The organism is Ancylobacter sp. (assembly GCF_965229075.1).
Classification (GTDB): Bacteria; Pseudomonadota; Alphaproteobacteria; order Rhizobiales; family Xanthobacteraceae; genus Ancylobacter.
The window spans coordinates 149,582-167,327 of the sequence record NZ_CBDDIO010000001.1; the positions used below are offsets into that span (position 1 = coordinate 149,582).

Here is a 17,746-nt window from a genome sequence, read left to right on the forward strand (position 1 = left end):
CGGGTATTTTTGCAACCGTGCCCAGGTAGTGAGATCGTTAACATAGCGTTAATCCCCAGAAATCACCCCTAAAATTTTGCAGTGGAGTCATGCATGACCGCGTCGGGCTTCGACGGGGCGCTGAAACGCGTGCTCGTTCATGAGGGTGGCTATGTTGAACACCCCGCCGATCCCGGCGGGGCCACCATGCAGGGCATCACCCAGCGCGTCTATGCTGGCTGGCGTCGCCGCCACGGCCAGCCCGTGCGCCCCGTGCGGCGCATCGCGCCGGACGAGGTGGCGGTGATCTACCGCCGTCAATATTGGGACGCGGTGCGCGCCGACGACCTGCCGGCCGGACTCGACTATGCGCTGTTCGACGCGGCGGTGAATTCCGGGCCGGCGCAGGCGGCGAAATGGCTGCAGCGCGCGCTTGGCGTCACGGCGGACGGTCAGGTGGGCGAGGCGACGCTGGCGGCGCTGCACGGCCGGGCGCCCGCCCCGCTGATCGACGCGCTGTGCGACCGGCGGCTCGCCATGCTGCGCGGCCTGCGCACCTTCCCGACCTTCGGCACCGGCTGGGCCCGCCGCGTCGCCGAGGTGCGGGTGGCGGCTAAGGCATTGGCGGGCGCGCCGCTGTCCGGCGCGGCGCCGCCAGAGCCGGCGCGCGAGACCGGCGGCGCCGCCCGGGCCCGCCCTGCCGATACAAGGCTCGCGCGCACTGCCGATGGCGCGGGCGGGCTCATCAGCGGCGCCGGCGTGCTCGGCGCCGTGGTGGCGGAGCAGGCGGACCGCCTCGCCCCGCTCGCCGGCCTCGCCGAACCGCTCAAATGGCTGTTCGCGGCGCTGATGCTGGCCGGGGTAGCGCTGACGCTGCGCGGGGCGCTCACACGAATCCGCGCCGGCGAGGTGGCACCGTGACGGCGCTGCTCGGCCTGCTGGCGAGCCCGCTCGGGCGGGGCGCCGCGCTGCTGTTCGCCGCCGCGCTGCTGGCGGGCGGCATCTATCTCAAGGGCCGCTCGGAAGGCCGGGCCGCCTGCCTCGCGCAAGGAGAACGGGATGTGCTGGAGACGATCGCGCGCGCGAATGGCGCGCGGGCTGATGCTGATCGCCGCAACGCTGACGACGGCCGGCTGCGCGACGACGACACCTTCCGCCGCGACGAGGGGCGCCTGCGGCGCCTTCCGGCCGATAAGCTGGGCGATTGAGGACACCGACGCCACCCTCCGCCAGGTGAAGGCGCACAACGCCGTGGGGCGGGAATTGTGCGGCTGGCGGGGGAGGTGAAGGAGGGGCGCGGGAGGCCATGCCTCTGTTGCCTGTCATCCCGGCCGTAGCGCAGCGGAGAGCCGGGATGACGCATGCGGCCAGTTGCGCCGCACCCACCCTGACAACGGTCTCCCATCGTGACCAAAATAGGCTGGCTCTGACTCATCGCGTTGGCGGCAGGTGGAGACCACGATCGTGCTCGATGAACGCAAAATGTCTGTCCGCAATGGCATCATCAGCTATCTGGAACTGGCGTCATCGCCCGATGCACAGCGCGCCTATGAAAGGCGAGTGTCTATCGCGCGGGTGCCCGATGAACTGATCCTGATGTGGGAGGAGTTGGGTCTCGCCACCGATTCCGATTGGTACGGCGAGCCGGAGTTCTCTCTTGCTGAGCAGGCGGCCATCCGCGATTTTCATCAGGTCTGGAATGCCGTTTCCGACGAGGCACCTGACCCAATGCCGCCAACGATCGACGCTCTTATCGGCACCGCTGTTTGGCAGCGCCTGATCGACGGCGCCCGCAAAGCGCTTTTGGTGTTCGCGAAAAGGGGACGGCTCGACGAAGCAGCGTCGTCTTAGGTCCATTTCACACTCTGCCCGTCATCCCGGCCGCAGCGCAGCGGAGAGCCGGGATCGCCCGCCCGATGCCGCGCGATCCCGGATCGGCCTGCGGCCGTCCGGGATGACGAATGGCGCCAGCTGCGCCGCACCTGACATCCGCCACACTCGGTGGCATGCTCAGGCGGCCGCACTCGCCGTGAATCAGGGTTGGGAATGCTGCCTTCTTTTCACGATGGCCTGCTGTGCGGTCTGTCCGTTACGGAGACGACCGCGACGCTCTCGTTGGTCGAGGTCGACGGTCGCCGGTGGGCCGTGGAACTGACGGGCGTTCGCCTTCTCAAGGCCGACGACTTTCGTCAGGGCAATATCGTGCTCGATCTCGCAGTCGTCACCGGCGAGCCGCCCCCGCATGGATGGCTGGAAAAGCTGCTGCCGGCGCCTCATCCCGAGGTGGCGGCGGTGTATCACGACGCGCATCGCGCCCATCTCGACGAACTTGAGGCCGGCATCGCAGCCGGCGCGCTGACGCTCGTCGTGCTGTCGCCGTCCTATGGCTGTGAACTCCTCGCGATCTGCGAAGCGTGCCGCGGCGTCGAACTTCCCCAGCTCCTCTGAACACACCCACCCCTGACATCCGCCCCGCGCGGTGGCATGCTCAGGCCGCCGCGTGCCCCCCGCGCGGTGTGCGTGAGGAACTGCCGTGCGCCTGCTTGTCGTCGAGGACGATCCCGATCTGAACCGCCAGATGCATGAGGCGCTGGTCGAGGCCGGCTATGCCGTCGACCGTGCCTTTGATGGCGAGGAAGGCCATTTCCTCGGCGATACCGAGCCTTATGACGCCGTGGTGCTCGATATCGGCCTGCCGAAGATGGACGGGCTCTCGGTGCTGGAAGCCTGGCGGCGGGCGGGACGGAAAATGCCGGTGCTGATTCTCACCGCCCGCGACCGCTGGAGCGACAAGGTGCAGGGCTTCGACGCCGGCGCCGACGATTATGTCGCCAAGCCCTTCCACATGGAGGAGGTGCTGGCGCGCATCCGCGCTTTGCTGCGCCGTTCCGCCGGCCATGCCGCCAGCGAACTTACCTGCGGGCCGGTCATGCTCGACACGCGCTCCGGCCGGGTGACGGTGAATGGCCGGCAGGTGAAGCTCACCTCGCATGAGCACCGGCTGCTCGCCTATCTCATGCACCATACCGGGCGCGTCGTGTCGCGCACCGAACTGGTGGAGCATCTCTACGACCAGGATTTCGACCGTGATTCCAACACGATCGAGGTCTTTGTCGGCCGCCTGCGCAAGAAGCTGGAGGTGGATGTGATCCAGACCGTGCGCGGGCTCGGCTATCTCCTCGTCGCGCCCGAGGCAATGCGCGAGGCGCCGCGCTGATGCGCACCGGCTCGCTGGCGCTGCGCCTGTTCGTTTCGGCGACGGTGATCAGCGCCGCTGTGCTGGCCGTCACCGGCTTCGCGCTGCATCAGGTCTACCGCGCAGCGGTGGAGCGGTCCTTCGACCAACGGCTCGATGTCTATCTCAAGACCATCGTCGCCGATGTCGCCAATTCGCCCTCCGGCACCATGCCGGAGCCGACGACATTGGGCGACCCGCTGTTCAATTTCCCCATTTCCGGCTGGTACTGGCAGATCACCCGCACCGACGGGCCGGCGGCGCAGGTGAAGACCTCGCGCTCACTGCCCGAGGGCAAGCTGCCGCTGCTGTTCCAGCGCGAAGATGAAACCGACGTGTCCGGCATGCGCGAGGCCTATGCCGACGGGCCTTCCGGCCAGAGGCTGCGCATCGTCGAGCGCGTGGTCGATCTCGGCGAGGATGGGCGCTACGCGGTGGCGGTGGCGGCGGATGCCGGCGAGATCGAGGAGGAGGTCGCCGGCTTCGACCAGGCGCTGGCGGCGACGCTGGCGATTCTCGGCGGGGCTTTCCTGCTGACGCTGGTGTTCCAGGTATTGTTCGGCCTGCGCCCGCTCAAGCGCATGCTCGCGGCGCTGCACGAGGTGCGCACCGGCCGCGCCGACCGCATCGAGGGCGACTACCCCGTCGAGATCGCCCCCCTGGCGGCGGAGGTCAACGCGCTGATCGACACGAATCGCGAGATTGTCGAACGCGCCCGCACCCATGTCGGCAATCTCGCCCATGCGCTGAAGACGCCGATTTCCGTGCTGCAGAACGAGGCGGCGCGCGGCCACGGCGCGGAAGCCGGGCTCGCCGCCAAGGTGACCGAGCAGGCGCAGATCATGAAGGACCAGGTGGCGCACCATCTGGAACGCGCCCGCATGGCGGCACGCGCCTCCGTCGTCACCACGGTGGAGGAGGTCGAGCCCATCGTCGCGCGCATCGCCGCGACGCTGGCCAAGGTCTACCGCGCCAAGGGCGTGGCGGTGGAGGCCGAGGTGGCGGACGGGCTGCGCTTTCGCGGCGAGCGGCAGGATCTCGAGGAGATTCTCGGCAATCTCGTCGACAATGGCTGCAAATGGGCGCGCACGCTGGTGGAGATCGCGGTGGCGGCGGCGCCGGGCGCGGCGGGCGAGCGGGATTATTTCGACATCACCATCGACGATGACGGCCCCGGCCTGACGCCGGAGCAGCAGACCGAGGCGCTCAAGCGCGGCAAGCGGCTGGATGAGACCCAGCCCGGTTCCGGGCTCGGCCTGTCCATCGTCGCGGAACTCGTCGGGCTCTATGGCGGGCGGCTCACGCTCGGCCGTTCGCCCTTCGGTGGGCTGCGTTGCGTGGTGCGGCTGCCGGCGGCCTGACGGGGCGAAAGGGGTGACGGGGCCGCGCTTTCGCCCTATTCCTCTCATCCTTGGTGCGACAGGCGCCGTGCCGAAGCTGGAGGATGTAATTTCATGCGCGCATACCAATTCGTCGCCGTGGGCCTTGTCGCCGGCGCCCTCGCGGGCTGCAGCACCGCGCAGGAAAACCCGAACACCGTGGGCGGCGCGGCCGTCGGCGCGGTGGCGGGCGGCATCATCGGCCAGGTGGTCGGCCACAACACCGCCAGCACGCTGGTCGGTGCGGCGGTGGGTGGCCTGATCGGCGGCTCGATCGGCAATGCGCTCGACCAGGCGGACCGGCAGCGGGCGCAGCAGGCCGAAATGCAGGCGCTCGAATATGGCAATCCCGGCGCGCCGGTGAGCTGGCGCGGCGACAGCGGCGCCTATGGCACCATCGTGCCCGGCCCGAGCTATGCGCGCGGCGGCTCGCCCAAGTGCCGCGAATTCACCCACACCATCTATATCAATGGCCAGCCGCAGACCGCGCGCGGCACCGCCTGCCGCAATCCGGACGGCACCTGGTCGCCCGTGGCCGGCTGATCCGCGCGGCGGGGTGACGCAGGCGGGGTCCGCATTCTCGCGGGCAAAGCGGGCCCGCCGGGCCCGCGTGCTCGCGGCCAAAGCGGCCCTGCCGGGCCCGCGTGCTCTCAGCACTGTGAGCCTGCGGCGATCCGACTGAGGGTGTTACGGATTGGCGCCGGGCGTCGGGTCGGCTACCTCAGCGCATTAGAGGAACGCTAATGTTGCTGTGGATCGCCTTCTCGCTGATGACCGGCGCCGCCATTCTGGCGGTGCTGTGGCCGTTGCGCACCGGCGCGGCGGCACCCGCCGCCAGCACGGCTGAGGCCGATCTCGCCGTCTATCGCGACCAGCTGGCGGAAATCGAGCGCGACCGCGCCGCCGGCCTCATTGCCCCCGCCGAGGGCGAGGCCGCCCGCACCGAGGTGGCGCGGCGCATTCTGCGCGCCACCGCCGAGCGGGCGGGCGAGGGTGAGGCTTCAGGCGAAGGCCGCCGCCGGCGCGTCGTCGCCGTGGTGGCGCTGCTCGGCGTGCCGCTGCTGGCCGGCGGGCTGTATCTTTCCCTCGGCTCGCCGCTCTACCCGCCGCAGCCGCTGGCGCAGCGGCTGGAGGCGCAGCCCAACCCTTCCGACATCGCCATTCTCATCCGCAAGGTGGAAAGCCATCTCGAAGCCAACCCGAATGACGGGCGCGGCTATGAGGTGGTGGCGCCGATCTATGCCCGTATCGGCCGGCTCGACGACGCCGCCCGCGCCTGGGCCAACGCCATCCGCCTGCTCGGCCCCAGCGCCCAGCGCGAAACCGGCCTTGGCGAGGCGCTGACCGCACAGGCCGGCGGGGTGGTGACCGCCGAGGCCAAGGCGGCGTTCGAGGCGGCGCTGGCCGCCGACCCGCAAGACCCCAAGGCGCAGTATTTCCTCGGCCTCGCCGCCGAGCAGGACGGGCAGAAAGAGCAGGCGGCGGCGCGCTGGAGCGCGCTGGTCGCGCAGTCCCCACCCGATGCGCCCTGGCTCGGCCTGCTGCGCGAGGCGCTGGCCCGCATCGGCGCGCCGGTCCCGGCCGCCGCCGGCCCCGGCCCCGGTGCCGCCGATGTGGCGGCGGCGGAAAGCCTGACGCCAGAGCAGCGCGAGGCCATGGTGCGCGGCATGGTGGAGCGGCTGGAGGCACGGCTGGCGCAGCAGGGCGACGATATCGAGGGCTGGCTGCGGCTGATGCGCGCCTGGACCGTGCTCGGCCAGCAGGACAAGGCGAAGACCGCCGCCGGCCAGGCCCGCACCCATTTCGCCAGCGACACGGCGGCGCTCGGCCGCATCGACGCGCTGGCGCGCGAACTCGGGCTGGAGAGCTGACGCCATGACCCGCAAGAAACGCCGCCTTCTCGTCATTTCCGGCGCCGCCGCCGTCCTCGCTCTGTCCGCCGGGCTGGTGCTGTTCGCGCTCAACGACACCATCGTGTTCTTCCGCACGCCCAGCGAGATCGCCGCCGAGGGCACACAGCCCGGCACGCGGCTGCGACTCGGCGGGCTGGTGAAGGATGGCAGCGTGCAGCACACCGACGGCACGCATGTGCGCTTCGTCATCACCGACCATGGCGCGGATATGAGCGTCGCCTATGTCGGCCTGCTGCCCGACCTCTTTCGCGAGGGGCAGGGGGTGATCGCCGAGGGCGTCGTCGCGCCCGATGGCAGCTTTGCCGCCGACAGCGTGCTGGCCAAGCATGACGAGAACTATATGCCGAAGGAAGTCGCCGACGCGCTGAAGAAGCAGGGCGTGTGGAAGGAAGGGGAGGCGACGCAGTGAGCGAGGACCCCCGCCGCTTCGCGATAACCATCCTTCGAGGCGCGGGCCTTGCCCGAGCACCTCAGGATGACGTGGTTCTCTCTCGTTTTCGTTCTCGGTGCGCCGTCATCCTGAGGTGCCGCGACGCGGCCTCGAAGGATGCTTGTTGGGACAACCGCCCATGAACCCGGAAATCGGCCATTACGCGCTGGTGCTCTCGCTCGCCGTCGCCATCCTGATGACGGTGATCCCGATCTGGGGCGCACGCACCGGCGACGCGGCGCTGATGCGCGTCGGGTCTACCCTCGCGCTGGTGCTGGCCGGCTTTGTCGGCCTGTCCTTCGCCACGCTTGTCGTGGCCTATGTGCAGTCCGATTTCTCGGTGCTGAACGTGGTCGAGAACTCGCACTCGGCCAAGCCGCTGCTCTACCGCATCACCGGCACATGGGGGAACCATGAGGGCTCGATGCTGCTCTGGGTGCTGGTGCTGGCGCTGTTCGCCGCTCTGGTGGCGCTGTTCGGCGGCAATCTGCCGGCGCGGCTGAAGGCCAATGTGCTGGGCGTGCAGGGGGCGGTGGCGGTGGCGTTCCTGCTGTTCATCCTGCTCACCTCCAACCCGTTCATAAGAGTGGTGCCGCCGCCGGCGGAAGGGCAGGACCTCAACCCGATCCTGCAGGATATCGGCCTCGCCATCCATCCGCCGCTGCTCTATCTCGGCTATGTCGGCTTCTCCATCACCTTCGCCTTCGCCGTCGCCGCGCTGATCGAGGGGCGGATCGACGCCGCCTGGGCGCGCTGGGTGCGGCCCTGGGCGCTGACCGCCTGGGCGTTCCTGACGCTCGGCATCGCCATGGGGTCCTACTGGGCCTATTACGAGCTCGGCTGGGGCGGCTGGTGGTTCTGGGACCCGGTGGAGAACGCCTCGCTGATGCCGTGGTTCGCCGGCACGGCGCTGATCCATTCCGCCGTGGTGATGGAAAAGCGCGACGCGCTGAAAGTGTGGACGGTACTGCTCGCCATCCTCGCCTTCTCGCTGTCGCTGCTCGGCACCTTCCTCGTGCGCTCGGGCGTGCTCACCTCGGTGCATGCCTTCGCCACCGATCCCTCGCGCGGCGTATTCATCCTCGCCATCCTCGTCTTCTTCATCGGCGGGTCGCTGGCGCTGTATGCGCTGCGGGCGCCGATGCTGCGGCAGGGCGGGCTGTTCGCCCCGGTGTCGCGCGAAGGCGCGCTGGTGCTGAACAATCTTCTGCTCACCGCCGCCGCCGCCGCCGTGCTGGTCGGCACGCTCTACCCGCTGGCGCTGGAAGCCTATAACGGCGCCAAGATCACGGTAGGCCCGCCCTATTTCAACCTGACCGTCGGCGCGCTGATGCTGCCCGTGGCCTTCGCCATGCCGTTCGGCCCGCTGCTGGCGTGGAAGCGCGGCGATCTCGCCGGCGCCGCCCAGCGGCTGATGGCGGCGTTCGGCGCCGCCATCGTCATCGCCGCGCTGGCGGCCTATGCGCAGGGCGGTGGCCCGCTGCTGGCGCCCTTCGGCATGGGGCTCGCCGCCTTCGTGGTGATCGGCGCGGTGGCGGAAGTGACCGAGCGCGCCGGCTTCGGCCGGGTGCCGCGGGCGACCGCCTTCGCCCGGCTGCGCGGCCTGCCGCGTTCAGTGTTCGGCGCGGCGCTGGCCCATGCCGGCGTCGGCGTCTGCCTGTTCGGCATCATCGCCGAAACCAGCTGGAACGCCGAGCGCATCACCGGGGTGAAGGTCGGCGGGCGGTTCGAGGTCGGCGGCTATGAGCTGACGCTCGACCGGCTGGAACCGCGCAACGGGCCGAATTATCGCGATCTCGTGGGCGTGTTTACCATCCGTCGTGGCGGGATGGACATCGGCACCATCGAATCCTCGAAGCGCCTGTTCACCGCCCGCAATATGCCGACGACGGAATCGGGCATCCGCACCTTCGGCTTCAGCCAGCTCTATGTCAGCCTCGGCGACGAGCTGCCCGGCGGCGGGGTGGGCGTGCGGGCCTATTGGAAGCCCTATGTGACGCTGATCTGGATCGGCTCCATCATCATGGCGCTGGGCGGCGCGCTCTCGCTCAGCGACCGGCGCCTGCGCGTCGGGGCGCCGAAGCCAGCGAATAAGCCGAAGCCCAAGGCGGACGGCCCGTCACCCGTGCCGGCGGAGTGAGGGTAATGCGCAAGGCCCTCGCCTTCTCCCTGACCGCCCTCTTGCTGGCGGCGACGCCCGCCGCCGCCGTGCAGCCGGACGAGGTGCTGCCCGATCCGGCGCAGGAGGCGCGGGCGCGCGAGCTCTCCAAGGAGCTGCGCTGCATGGTGTGCCAGAACCAGTCCATCGACGATTCCGACGCGCCGCTGGCGCGCGACCTGCGCCTTCTCGTGCGCGAGCGCATCGCCCAGGGCGAGAGCAACCAGCAGGTTCTCGACTATCTCGTCGCCCGCTATGGCGAGTTCGTGCTGCTGCGCCCGACCTGGCACGGGGCGAATGTCATCCTCTGGCTGGCGCCCTTCGCGGTGCTGGTGTTCGGCGGGCTGGGCCTCGTCGTCGCCTATCGCCGCCGCGCGGCGCAGGCGGGGGCGAGCGAGGCGCCTGCCACGGTGCCGCTGTCGGCGGAGGAGGAGGCCCGGCTGCGGGCCGCGCTGGCGGAAGCGCCTGACGAAACGGCACGCGACGTTACGAAAGTTTAACCCGCGCGCCAGACTGCGTTAAGGCGACGGTCTCTAGGTTCTCGTTCAACGCTCCCGGTGGGGAGAGTGATTTGTCGAACGAGGAACGACACATGTCGCGCACCGCGCCCAACACGACCCGCACCCCTGCCTCCACGCTGCGCAAGAGCCGTTCCCGGCTGCTCGCCGGTGTGTTCACCCTGGCTCTGGCCGGCGGCACCGTCGGCGCCTTCGTGCTGCCCGAGATCATCACCCCCGCCCAGGCGCAGCTGACCACCAACCAGCCGGCCGGCACCTTCTCCTTCGCCGACATCGTCGAGAAGGTCTCCCCCGCCGTCGTCAGCGTGAAGGTGAAGAAGGACGAGGACAAGCTCGCCGCTAATGACGAGGAAGGCATGGGCGGCCAGAACATTCCGCCGCAGATCGAGCGCTTCATGCGCCGCTTCGGCTTCGGCCCGGGTGGCCCCGGCGCTCCCGGCGGCCCGGACATGGGCCCGCGTCGCGGCCCCGGCCATCGCGCCGTCGTCGGCCAGGGTTCCGGCTTCTTCATCTCCGCCGACGGCTATGCCGTGACCAACAACCACGTGGTCGACGGCGCCTCCGAGGTCGACATCACCACCACCGACGGCAAGACCTACACCGCCAAAGTGATCGGCACCGATCCGCGCACCGACGTGGCGCTGCTCAAGGTGGACGGCAAGTCCGACTTCCCCTGGGTGAAGCTCGCCGGCAAGGCGCCGCGCGTCGGCGACTGGGTGGTCGCGGTCGGCAACCCGTTCGGCCTCGGCGGCACGGTCACGGCGGGCATCGTCTCGGCGCGCGGCCGCGATATCGGCTCGGGCCCCTATGACGACTTCATCCAGATCGACGCCCCGATCAACCGCGGCAATTCCGGCGGCCCGACCTTCGGCCTCGACGGCGAAGTGATCGGCGTCAACACCGCCATCGTCTCCCCCTCGGGCGGCAATGTCGGCATCGCCTTCGCCATCCCGTCCGAGACCGTCTCCGAAGTGGTCGAAGCGCTGAAGGAGGGCGGCCAGGTGGCGCGCGGCTATGTCGGCGTGCAGATCCAGCCGGTCAGCGACGAGGTCGCCGAGGCGCTGAACCTGAAGGAAGCCGAGGGCGCCCTCATCGCCCAGGTGCAGCCCGGCACGCCCGGCGAGAAGGCCGGCCTCAAGCCCGGCGACGTGGTGACAGGCATCGACGGCCAGACCGTGAAGGACTCCCGCGAAATGTCGCGCGAGATCGCCCGCAAGAAGCCGGGCGTGACCGTGAAGCTGAGCGTGCTGCGCGACGGCAAGTCGATGACCATCCCGGTCACGCTGGAGCAGCTGCCGACCGATGTCGCCTCGGCCGACAAGGCCAAGGCGGACCAGGGCGACCAGGAGGACGGCAAGGGCATTCCGCGCCTCGGCCTGTCGCTCGCGCCCGCCAAGGGCGTCGCCGGTGCCGGTGACATCGGCGTGGTCGTCACCGATGTGGACCCGAACGGCCCGGCCGCCGAGCGCGGCATCAAGGCGGGCGACGTCATTCTCGATGTCGGCGGCAAGCCGGTGATGACCCCCGCCGAAGTCCGCGACGGTCTCGCCACCGCCAAGAAGGACAACCGCAAGGCCGTGCTGATGCGCGTCAAGTCCGAGCAGGGCACGCGGTTCGTGGCCATCTCTCTGGGCGACCAGAAGGGCTGAGCCTAAAGGTTCCGGTTGCGGCTCGTTCCGTCGCCCCTTGGGCTGCGGCCGGTTCGGTGGCGCGGGGAGTCCGGGAGGATTCCCCGCGTCATTACTTTTCAGGGGCACCCCGGCGGGATGCCACGATAGGCGCGAGGCGCGAAATGACGTACATGGAGACGAATCCGAATCGTACCGTTGCCTCCGATTCCGCGCGGGGCCGAGAGGGCCCGTTCATCGAGCTCGCGGAGTTCCGGAGAGCTGCCCGCAAAAACGCCGACGAGTCCCCCATGCGCCTGCTTATCGTCGAGGACGACCGCGACGCCGCCGACTACCTGCGCAAGGCGTTCCGCGAGGCGGGCCATGTCGTGGACCTCGCCGCCGATGGCGAAGAGGGGCTCATTCTCGCCCGCGACGGCGGCTATGATGTGCTCATCGTCGACCGCATGCTGCCCCGGCGCGACGGTCTGTCGGTGATCGCCGATCTGCGCGGGCGCGGCGACAAGACCCCGGCGCTCATCCTTTCCGCCCTCGGCCAGGTGGATGACCGCGTCACCGGCCTGCGCGCCGGCGGCGACGACTATCTGCCCAAGCCCTACGCCTTCACCGAATTGCTGGCCCGCGTCGAGGCGCTGGCCCGGCGCGGCGGGCCGCAGGCCGCCGACACGGTCTACCGCGTCGCCGATCTCGAACTCGACCGGCTGGCGCATCGCTGCACCCGCGCCGGCCAGGAGATCGTGCTGCAGCCGCGCGAATTCCGCCTGCTGGAATATCTCATGCGCCACGCCGGGCAGGTGGTGACCCGCACCATGCTGCTGGAGAATGTGTGGGACTATCATTTCGACCCGCAGACCAACGTGATCGACGTTCACGTCTCGCGGCTGCGCGCGAAGATCGACAAGGGCTTCGATCCGCCGCTGCTCCACACGGTTCGCGGCGCGGGGTACATTATTCGTGACGGCGCTCGGTAAGCTCATCCGCACCACAGCGTTCAAGCTGCTCGCGGCCTATCTCATCATCTTCGCGCTGTTCGCTGGATCGGTCATCGCCTATCTCGGCTGGCACACCCAGCGCCTCGTCACCCGTCAGGCGGTGGAGGCGATTGAGGCCGATACCCGCTTCATGCAGGCGCAGTTCGAGCGCGGTGGCATCAACCGGCTGGTGAACCTCGTCAACCGCCGCGCCGGCGCACCCGATGCCGGGCTGTTGCTGGTGACCAGCTTCAACGGCGACCCGCTCGCCGGCAATATGATGAACCTGCCGCTCAACTTCCTGGACAAGCAGGGCTGGCGGGAAATCGACTATGTCCGCACCGACGATTCCGCCGCGCCGCCGAGCCGGGCGCTGGTGCATGTCGTCTTCCTGCCCGGCGAGTACCGGCTGCTGATCGGCCGCGACGTGGTCGAGCGCGAAGAGCTGCGCCAGATCATCATCGGCCCCGCCGTGTGGGGGCTGGCGCTGCTGGTGGTGCTCGGCATGGCGGGCGGGCTGTTCATCACACGGCGCGTTCTCAAGCGCATCGACCAGATGACGGCGATCTCCGACGGCATCATGGCCGGCGACCTCTCGGGGCGGCTCGCTGTCTCCGGCACCGGCGACGAGTTCGACCGGCTGGCGCTGAGCCTCAACGCCATGCTCGACCGCATCGAGGCGCTGATGGCCGGGCTGAAGCAGGTGTCGGACAACATCGCCCATGACCTGAAGACGCCGCTGACCCGCCTGCGCAACCGTGCCGAGGACGCCCTGCGCACCGCCGCCTCCGACGACGAATGGCGCCTCGCCACCGAGCGCACCATCGAGGAATCGGACGGGCTGATCCGCACCTTCGACGCGCTGCTGATGATCGCCCGCGCCGAGGCGGGACAGGCGAGCGCCAAGATGCTGCGCTTCGACCTCGCCGAGACGGCGGCGGGAGTGGCCGAACTTTATGAGCCGGTGGCGGATGAGAGCGGGCTGGAGCTGAAGGTCGACATCGCCGGCCCGCTGCCGATGCATGGCGTGCGCGAATTGTTCGGGCAGGCGCTCGCCAACCTTCTCGACAACGCCATCAAATACAGCGCCCCGGAAACGCCGGGGGAGCGCCGCGAGCTCGACCTCAGCGCCAGCCGCGTCGGCGACCGGCTGCGCCTCGTGGTCGCCGATCGCGGGCCGGGCATCGCGGAGGCGGATCGCCCGCGCGTGCTGGAGCGTTTCGTGCGGCTGGAAGCGAGCCGGACGCGGCCCGGCTTCGGTCTGGGCTTGTCTCTGGTGGCAGCGGTGGTACGGCTGCACGGCGGCACACTGTCGCTGGAGGGCAACGATCCGGGGCTGCGGGTCGTTATCGACCTGCCGCTTGATCTCAGCGATGAGGCGGAGGCGGCGTAGGACGGCCCGAAGCGGACGGGCACACAAATGAAGGGGGCGAAGACGGCATGGCGGCAGGACAGAGCGGAACGCAGACGGCCCCGGACGGGAGCCTCATCGCGGGGCTGCGGCGTGCGGAGGGCTTTCCTGTTCCGAAGGGGATGCCGCCAGCGCTGGCCGATGCGATCACTGAAGCGCCCAAGCCTGTCCGTGCCCGGCTCGACGCTCTTCTGGCCGCCCATGACGAGGCGCGCGCCGTGCTGGCGGCGGTGGTGGAGCGCTCGCCCTTCCTGACCGATCTCATACGCGTCGATCCCGTCCGGCTGCTTGCCTTGCTGGAGGCGGAGCCGGTCGCCGCGCTGGCGCAAGCCCGCGCCGCGACGCAGGCGGCGGTGGAGGCCGCGTCGGATGAGGCGGAGGTGATGGCGGCGCTGCGGCGGCTGCGGGCGCTGACCGCGCTTACCGTCGCGCTGGCGGATATTGGCGGGGTGTTCGACCTCACCACCGTCACCGCCGAACTGACCGCGACCGCCGATGCCGCCATCGCCATGGCGGTGGCGTTTCTGGTGCGCGAGGGAATCGCGAGCCGCAAGCTGCGCAAGACCGGGGTGGAAGGCCTCGGCTATACCGTGCTCGCCATGGGCAAGCACGGCGCCCGCGAGCTCAACTATTCCAGCGATGTCGACCTGATCGTGCTCTACGATCCCGAAGTCGCGCCGCTAGCGAAAGATGTGGAGGCCGGGCCGTTCTTCGTGCGGATGACCCAGCGGCTGGTGCGGCTGATCCAGGAGCGGACCAGCGAGGGTTACGTCGCCCGCGTCGACCTGCGCCTGCGTCCCGACCCTGCCTCGACCCCCGCCGCGCTGTCGCTGGACGCGGCGCTCGACTATTACGAGCGCGAAGGCGCCACCTGGGAGCGCGCGGCCTATATCAAGGCGCGGCCCATCGCCGGTGATATCGCGCTTGGCCACGAATTCCTGCGCCAGCTGGCGCCCTTCGTCTGGCGCCGGGCGCTGGATTATGCGGCGATTGCCGATGTCCACGCGATGAAGCAGGACATTCATGCCTTTCGCGGCCATGAGGCGATCGCGGTCGAGGGTCACAACGTCAAGCTGGGGCGGGGGGGCATTCGCGAGATCGAGTTCTTCGCCCAGACCCAGCAGCTCATCGCCGGCGGCCGCGACCCGCGCCTGCGCACCCCGCGCACGCTGGAAGCGCTCGCCGTCCTGGCACAGACCGGCTGGATCGGCGAGGGCGCGCGCGAAGAGCTGGACGAGGCCTACCATTTCCTGCGCCGGGTGGAGCACCGGCTGCAGATGGTGGGCGATGCGCAGACCCACAGCCTGCCGGAGGATGAGGAGGCGCTGGCCGGCTTCGCCCGCTTCATGGGCTATGCCGACCGCGAGAGCTTCGCCCAGGCGCTGACCCAGCGCCTCACCCGGGTGCAGCACCATTATTCCAAGCTGTTCGAGGATGCCCCGCCCCGCGCGGCGGTGGAGGGGCGGCTCGCCTTCCCGGAAGGCGCGGACGACCGCGAGACGCTGGCGACGCTGCACCGGCTCGGCTATGCCGACCCCAAGGCGGCCAGCGCCACGGTGCGCGGCTGGCTGGCGGGCGAGCCCCGTGCCCTGCGGGTCGAGGGCGTGCGCGAGGAACTGGAAGCCATCGTGCCGCTGCTGGTCGACGCGCTGGCGCGCGGCGGCGCCCCGGATGCCGGGCTGAACGCTGCCGACCGTTTCTTCCGCGAAATGCCGACAGCGCAGCGGCTGCTGGCGGCGCTGCGGCACAATCCTGATCTCGTGCGCCTGCTCGCCACCATTCTCGGCACCGCGCCGCGGCTCGGCGAGATGCTGGCGCACCGGCCCTCGCTGCTCGACGCGCTGCTCGACCCCGCCTTTTTCGGCGCGCTGCCGGACGAGCCGGAACTCACCGCGCGGCTCGCCGCCGATCTTGCCCAGGCCGAGAACGAGGAGGACCGGCTCGACCGTGCCCGCCGCTTCCGGCAGGAGCACCATGTGCTGATCAGCGTGCGCATCCTCTCCGGCACGCTGCCGGCCGCCCGCGCCGGTGAGGCCTTCGCCCGCCTCGCCGATGTGCTGATCCGCTCGCTGGAAGAGGACGTGATCGCCCGCTTCCGCGCCGCGCATGGCACGCTGCCGCAGGCCGAGGTGGCGGTGCTCGCCATGGGCAAGCTCGGCGGCCGGGAGATGACGGCGGGCTCCGATCTCGACCTCATCGTGCTGTATGATTTCGACGAGGAGCACCCCGACAGCGACGGGCCGCGCCCGCTCTATGGCGGGCAGTATTTCGCCCGGCTGACCCAGCGCATCGTCAACGCTCTGACCACCCCGACCAATGCCGGCCAGCTCTATGAGGTCGATCTGCGGCTGCGCCCGTCCGGTCGCTCCGGCCCGGTGGCGACCAGCCTGACGCGTTTCGAGCTTTATCAGGCCGAGGAAGCCTGGACCTGGGAGCATATGGCGCTGACCCGCGCCCGCGTGGTGGCGGCCTCGCCCGCCTTCCGCGCCCGGGTGGAGGCGGCGATCGGCGAGGTGCTGGCGCGCGAGCGCGACCCGGCCCGGCTTGCCGCCGATATCCTCGACATGCGCGGCGCCATCGCCGACGAGAAGGGCGAGGACGAGCCTTGGGACCTGAAATATGCGCGCGGCGGGCTGGTCGATATCGAGTTCATCGCCCAGTATCTCGTGCTCGCCCATGCCGCGCATGAGCCGCGCATCATCGACACCTCGACGCTGCGGGTGATCGAGACCGCGCAGCGGGTCGGGCTCATCGACGTGCAGGACGGGCAGGTGCTGGCCGATGCCTGCCGGCTGCTGCACGATCTGACGCAGGTGCTGCGTCTCGCCATCACCGAGCCGTTCACGCCTGCGGAAGCGAGCCCGGCGCTGCGCCGCCTGCTGGCGCGGGCCGGGGCGATGCCGGACTTTTCCACGCTGGAAGCGCATCTGTTCGAGACCCAGCGAGCGGTGCGCACCACTTTCGAGCGGCTGCTGCGCGCCGAACCCAAAAGGCGGCGTAAGCGGGCCTAACCGAGCTTTTCCGCCACCAGATCGGCAATGGCGAGGCTGGCGGTGAGGCCGGGCGATTCGATGCCGAACAGCTGCACCAGCCCGGCAACGCCGTGCGTCTCCGGCCCATCGATGCGAAAATCCGCCGCCGGCGCGCCGGCGGGCACGATCTTCGGGCGGATGCCGGCATATCCGGGGTTCAGCGCCCCGTCCGGCAGCGCCGGCCAGTAGCGGCGGATGGCGGCATAGAACGCCGTGCCGCGCGCGGGATCGACCGTGTAGTCCGGCGCGTCGATCCATTCGGTGTCCGGGCCGAAACGGGCCTGCCCGCCGAGATCGAGGGTGAGATGCACGCCGAGCCCGGCCTGCTCCGGGACGGGATAGATCAGCCGGCTGAACGGCGCGCGGCCGGAAAGGGTGAAATAGGAGCCCTTGCAGAAATAGGCCGGCGGGATCGCTTCGACGGGAAGGCCGGCGAGCGCGCGGGCGAGCGGCACCGCGCCATGGCCGGCGGCATTGACGAAGCTGGCGCAGGACAGCCGCATCGGCTCCGTGCCGCCGACATCGAGGACGATGCCCGTCGCCGTGACCTCGCCGGCGAGGATCGGTGCGTTGAAGGCGATCATGCCACCGGCGTCTTCGAGGTCGCCGCGCAGCGCCAGCATCAGCGCGTGGCTGTCGATGATGCCGGTGGAGGGCGAAAGCAGGGCTGCCTCCGCCCTCAGTGCCGGTTCCAGCGCCCGCGCCTCGGTACCTGTCAGCGGCTGGAGATCGGTGACGCCGCAGGCGCGCGCATGGGCGTCGATGGCGGCGAGCTTGTCGATTTCCGCCGCGCTGCTGGCGACGATGAGCTTGCCGGCGCGCCGGTGCGGCAGCCCGCGCGCCTCGCAATAGGCGTAGAGCGCCGCGCGCCCTTCGACGCAGAGCCGGGCCTTGAGCGTGCCGGGGGCGTAATAGATGCCGGCATGGATCACCTCGCTGTTGCGGGCGGAGGTGTCGGAGCCGACGAGGCCCGTTGCTTCCAGCACCAGGACCTCATGGCCCTTCAGGGCGAGCGCGCGGGCGATGGCGAGGCCGACCACGCCGGCGCCGGCGACGACGCAGTCGACGGCATGTTCTTCAGGGCTGTGCATG

At 70.0% G+C, this 17,746-nt stretch carries 16 protein-coding genes; 15 read left to right on the forward strand and 1 reads right to left on the reverse strand.

The window, feature by feature from the left end:
• The first annotated feature begins 93 nt into the window (after nt 1-93).
• The 15 genes from ACO07Z_RS00945 to ACO07Z_RS01015 all read left to right on the forward strand — a co-directional run bounded on the left by ACO07Z_RS00945 (nt 94) and on the right by ACO07Z_RS01015 (nt 16,633).
• Nucleotides 94-900: a glycoside hydrolase family 108 protein gene (locus ACO07Z_RS00945; protein ID WP_421696981.1), complete on the forward strand. Its 807-nt coding sequence runs from the start codon at nt 94-96 to the stop codon at nt 898-900.
• Nucleotides 897-1,187, forward strand: a complete 291-nt coding sequence (locus tag ACO07Z_RS00950; protein WP_421696982.1) for a hypothetical protein — start codon at nt 897-899, stop codon at nt 1,185-1,187. The genes ACO07Z_RS00945 and ACO07Z_RS00950 overlap by 4 nt, the downstream gene beginning before the upstream one ends.
• 256 nt (nt 1,188-1,443) lie before the next feature.
• The gene (locus tag ACO07Z_RS00955; RefSeq protein ID WP_421696983.1) at nt 1,444-1,830 is read left to right on the forward strand and encodes a hypothetical protein; all 387 of its coding nucleotides are present in this window, start codon (nt 1,444-1,446) and stop codon (nt 1,828-1,830) included.
• 195 nt (nt 1,831-2,025) lie between these two features.
• Nucleotides 2,026-2,427, forward strand: coding sequence for a hypothetical protein (locus ACO07Z_RS00960; protein WP_421696984.1), 402 nt, complete (start codon nt 2,026-2,028; stop codon nt 2,425-2,427).
• A gap of 85 nt (nt 2,428-2,512) precedes the next feature.
• Entirely contained in the window at nt 2,513-3,196 is a 684-nt protein-coding gene (locus ACO07Z_RS00965) for a response regulator transcription factor (protein WP_244377831.1), read from the forward strand.
• Nucleotides 3,196-4,575 carry an ATP-binding protein gene (locus tag ACO07Z_RS00970; protein WP_421696985.1) on the forward strand — a complete coding sequence of 460 codons (1,380 nt, stop codon included), beginning with the start codon at nt 3,196-3,198 and terminating at the stop codon, nt 4,573-4,575. The genes ACO07Z_RS00965 and ACO07Z_RS00970 overlap by 1 nt, the downstream gene beginning before the upstream one ends.
• A 93-nt stretch (nt 4,576-4,668) precedes the next feature.
• Nucleotides 4,669-5,136, forward strand: coding sequence for a glycine zipper domain-containing protein (locus ACO07Z_RS00975; protein ID WP_421696986.1), 468 nt, complete (start codon nt 4,669-4,671; stop codon nt 5,134-5,136).
• A 200-nt stretch (nt 5,137-5,336) separates the two neighbouring features.
• Nucleotides 5,337-6,464, forward strand: coding sequence for a c-type cytochrome biogenesis protein CcmI (gene ccmI / locus ACO07Z_RS00980; protein WP_421696987.1), 1,128 nt, complete (start codon nt 5,337-5,339; stop codon nt 6,462-6,464).
• A 4-nt stretch (nt 6,465-6,468) separates the two neighbouring features.
• Entirely contained in the window at nt 6,469-6,915 is a 447-nt protein-coding gene (ccmE, locus tag ACO07Z_RS00985) for a cytochrome c maturation protein CcmE (protein WP_421696988.1), read from the forward strand.
• A 160-nt stretch (nt 6,916-7,075) separates the two neighbouring features.
• On the forward strand, nt 7,076-9,076 hold the full coding sequence (locus tag ACO07Z_RS00990) for a heme lyase CcmF/NrfE family subunit (protein ID WP_421696989.1): 2,001 nt from the start codon (nt 7,076-7,078) through the stop codon (nt 9,074-9,076).
• A gap of 5 nt (nt 9,077-9,081) precedes the next feature.
• Complete coding sequence (locus ACO07Z_RS00995) at nt 9,082-9,594, forward strand: cytochrome c-type biogenesis protein (RefSeq protein ID WP_421696990.1); 513 nt, start codon at nt 9,082-9,084, stop codon at nt 9,592-9,594.
• A gap of 92 nt (nt 9,595-9,686) precedes the next feature.
• Nucleotides 9,687-11,261, forward strand: a complete 1,575-nt coding sequence (locus ACO07Z_RS01000; protein WP_421696991.1) for a Do family serine endopeptidase — start codon at nt 9,687-9,689, stop codon at nt 11,259-11,261.
• 269 nt (nt 11,262-11,530) lie between these two features.
• On the forward strand, nt 11,531-12,211 hold the full coding sequence (locus tag ACO07Z_RS01005) for a winged helix-turn-helix domain-containing protein (RefSeq protein ID WP_421696992.1): 681 nt from the start codon (nt 11,531-11,533) through the stop codon (nt 12,209-12,211).
• Entirely contained in the window at nt 12,195-13,604 is a 1,410-nt protein-coding gene (locus tag ACO07Z_RS01010; protein WP_421696993.1) for an ATP-binding protein, read from the forward strand. The genes ACO07Z_RS01005 and ACO07Z_RS01010 overlap by 17 nt, the downstream gene beginning before the upstream one ends.
• Before the next feature lie 47 nt (nt 13,605-13,651).
• A complete protein-coding gene (locus tag ACO07Z_RS01015) occupies nt 13,652-16,633 on the forward strand; it encodes a bifunctional [glutamine synthetase] adenylyltransferase/[glutamine synthetase]-adenylyl-L-tyrosine phosphorylase (RefSeq protein ID WP_421696994.1) in 2,982 nt (993 codons plus the stop codon).
• Here the strand turns inward: ACO07Z_RS01015 and ACO07Z_RS01020 are convergent.
• Nucleotides 16,630-17,745, reverse strand: coding sequence for an NAD(P)/FAD-dependent oxidoreductase (locus ACO07Z_RS01020; RefSeq protein ID WP_421696995.1), 1,116 nt, complete (start codon nt 17,743-17,745; stop codon nt 16,630-16,632). The genes ACO07Z_RS01015 and ACO07Z_RS01020 overlap by 4 nt on opposite strands.
• Between the last annotated feature and the right edge of the window lies 1 nt (nt 17,746).

Excerpts from the sequence above, each read along its gene's own strand:
- ccmE (WP_421696988.1), top strand. The coding sequence starts at position 6,469 with ATGACCCGCAAGAAACGCCGCCTTCTCGTCATTTCCGGCGCCGCCGCC.
- ACO07Z_RS01015 (WP_421696994.1), top strand. The coding sequence starts at position 13,652 with ATGGCGGCAGGACAGAGCGGAACGCAGACGGCCCCGGACGGGAGCCTC.
- ACO07Z_RS01020 (WP_421696995.1), bottom strand. The coding sequence starts at position 17,745 with ATGCACAGCCCTGAAGAACATGCCGTCGACTGCGTCGTCGCCGGCGCC.
- ACO07Z_RS00970 (WP_421696985.1), top strand. The coding sequence starts at position 3,196 with ATGCGCACCGGCTCGCTGGCGCTGCGCCTGTTCGTTTCGGCGACGGTG.
- ACO07Z_RS00995 (WP_421696990.1), top strand. The coding sequence starts at position 9,082 with ATGCGCAAGGCCCTCGCCTTCTCCCTGACCGCCCTCTTGCTGGCGGCG.
- ACO07Z_RS00945 (WP_421696981.1), top strand. The coding sequence starts at position 94 with ATGACCGCGTCGGGCTTCGACGGGGCGCTGAAACGCGTGCTCGTTCAT.
- ACO07Z_RS00960 (WP_421696984.1), top strand. The coding sequence starts at position 2,026 with ATGCTGCCTTCTTTTCACGATGGCCTGCTGTGCGGTCTGTCCGTTACG.
- ccmI (WP_421696987.1), top strand. The coding sequence starts at position 5,337 with ATGTTGCTGTGGATCGCCTTCTCGCTGATGACCGGCGCCGCCATTCTG.
- ACO07Z_RS01000 (WP_421696991.1), top strand. The coding sequence starts at position 9,687 with ATGTCGCGCACCGCGCCCAACACGACCCGCACCCCTGCCTCCACGCTG.
- ACO07Z_RS00990 (WP_421696989.1), top strand. The coding sequence starts at position 7,076 with ATGAACCCGGAAATCGGCCATTACGCGCTGGTGCTCTCGCTCGCCGTC.
- ACO07Z_RS01005 (WP_421696992.1), top strand. The coding sequence starts at position 11,531 with ATGCGCCTGCTTATCGTCGAGGACGACCGCGACGCCGCCGACTACCTG.
- ACO07Z_RS00975 (WP_421696986.1), top strand. The coding sequence starts at position 4,669 with ATGCGCGCATACCAATTCGTCGCCGTGGGCCTTGTCGCCGGCGCCCTC.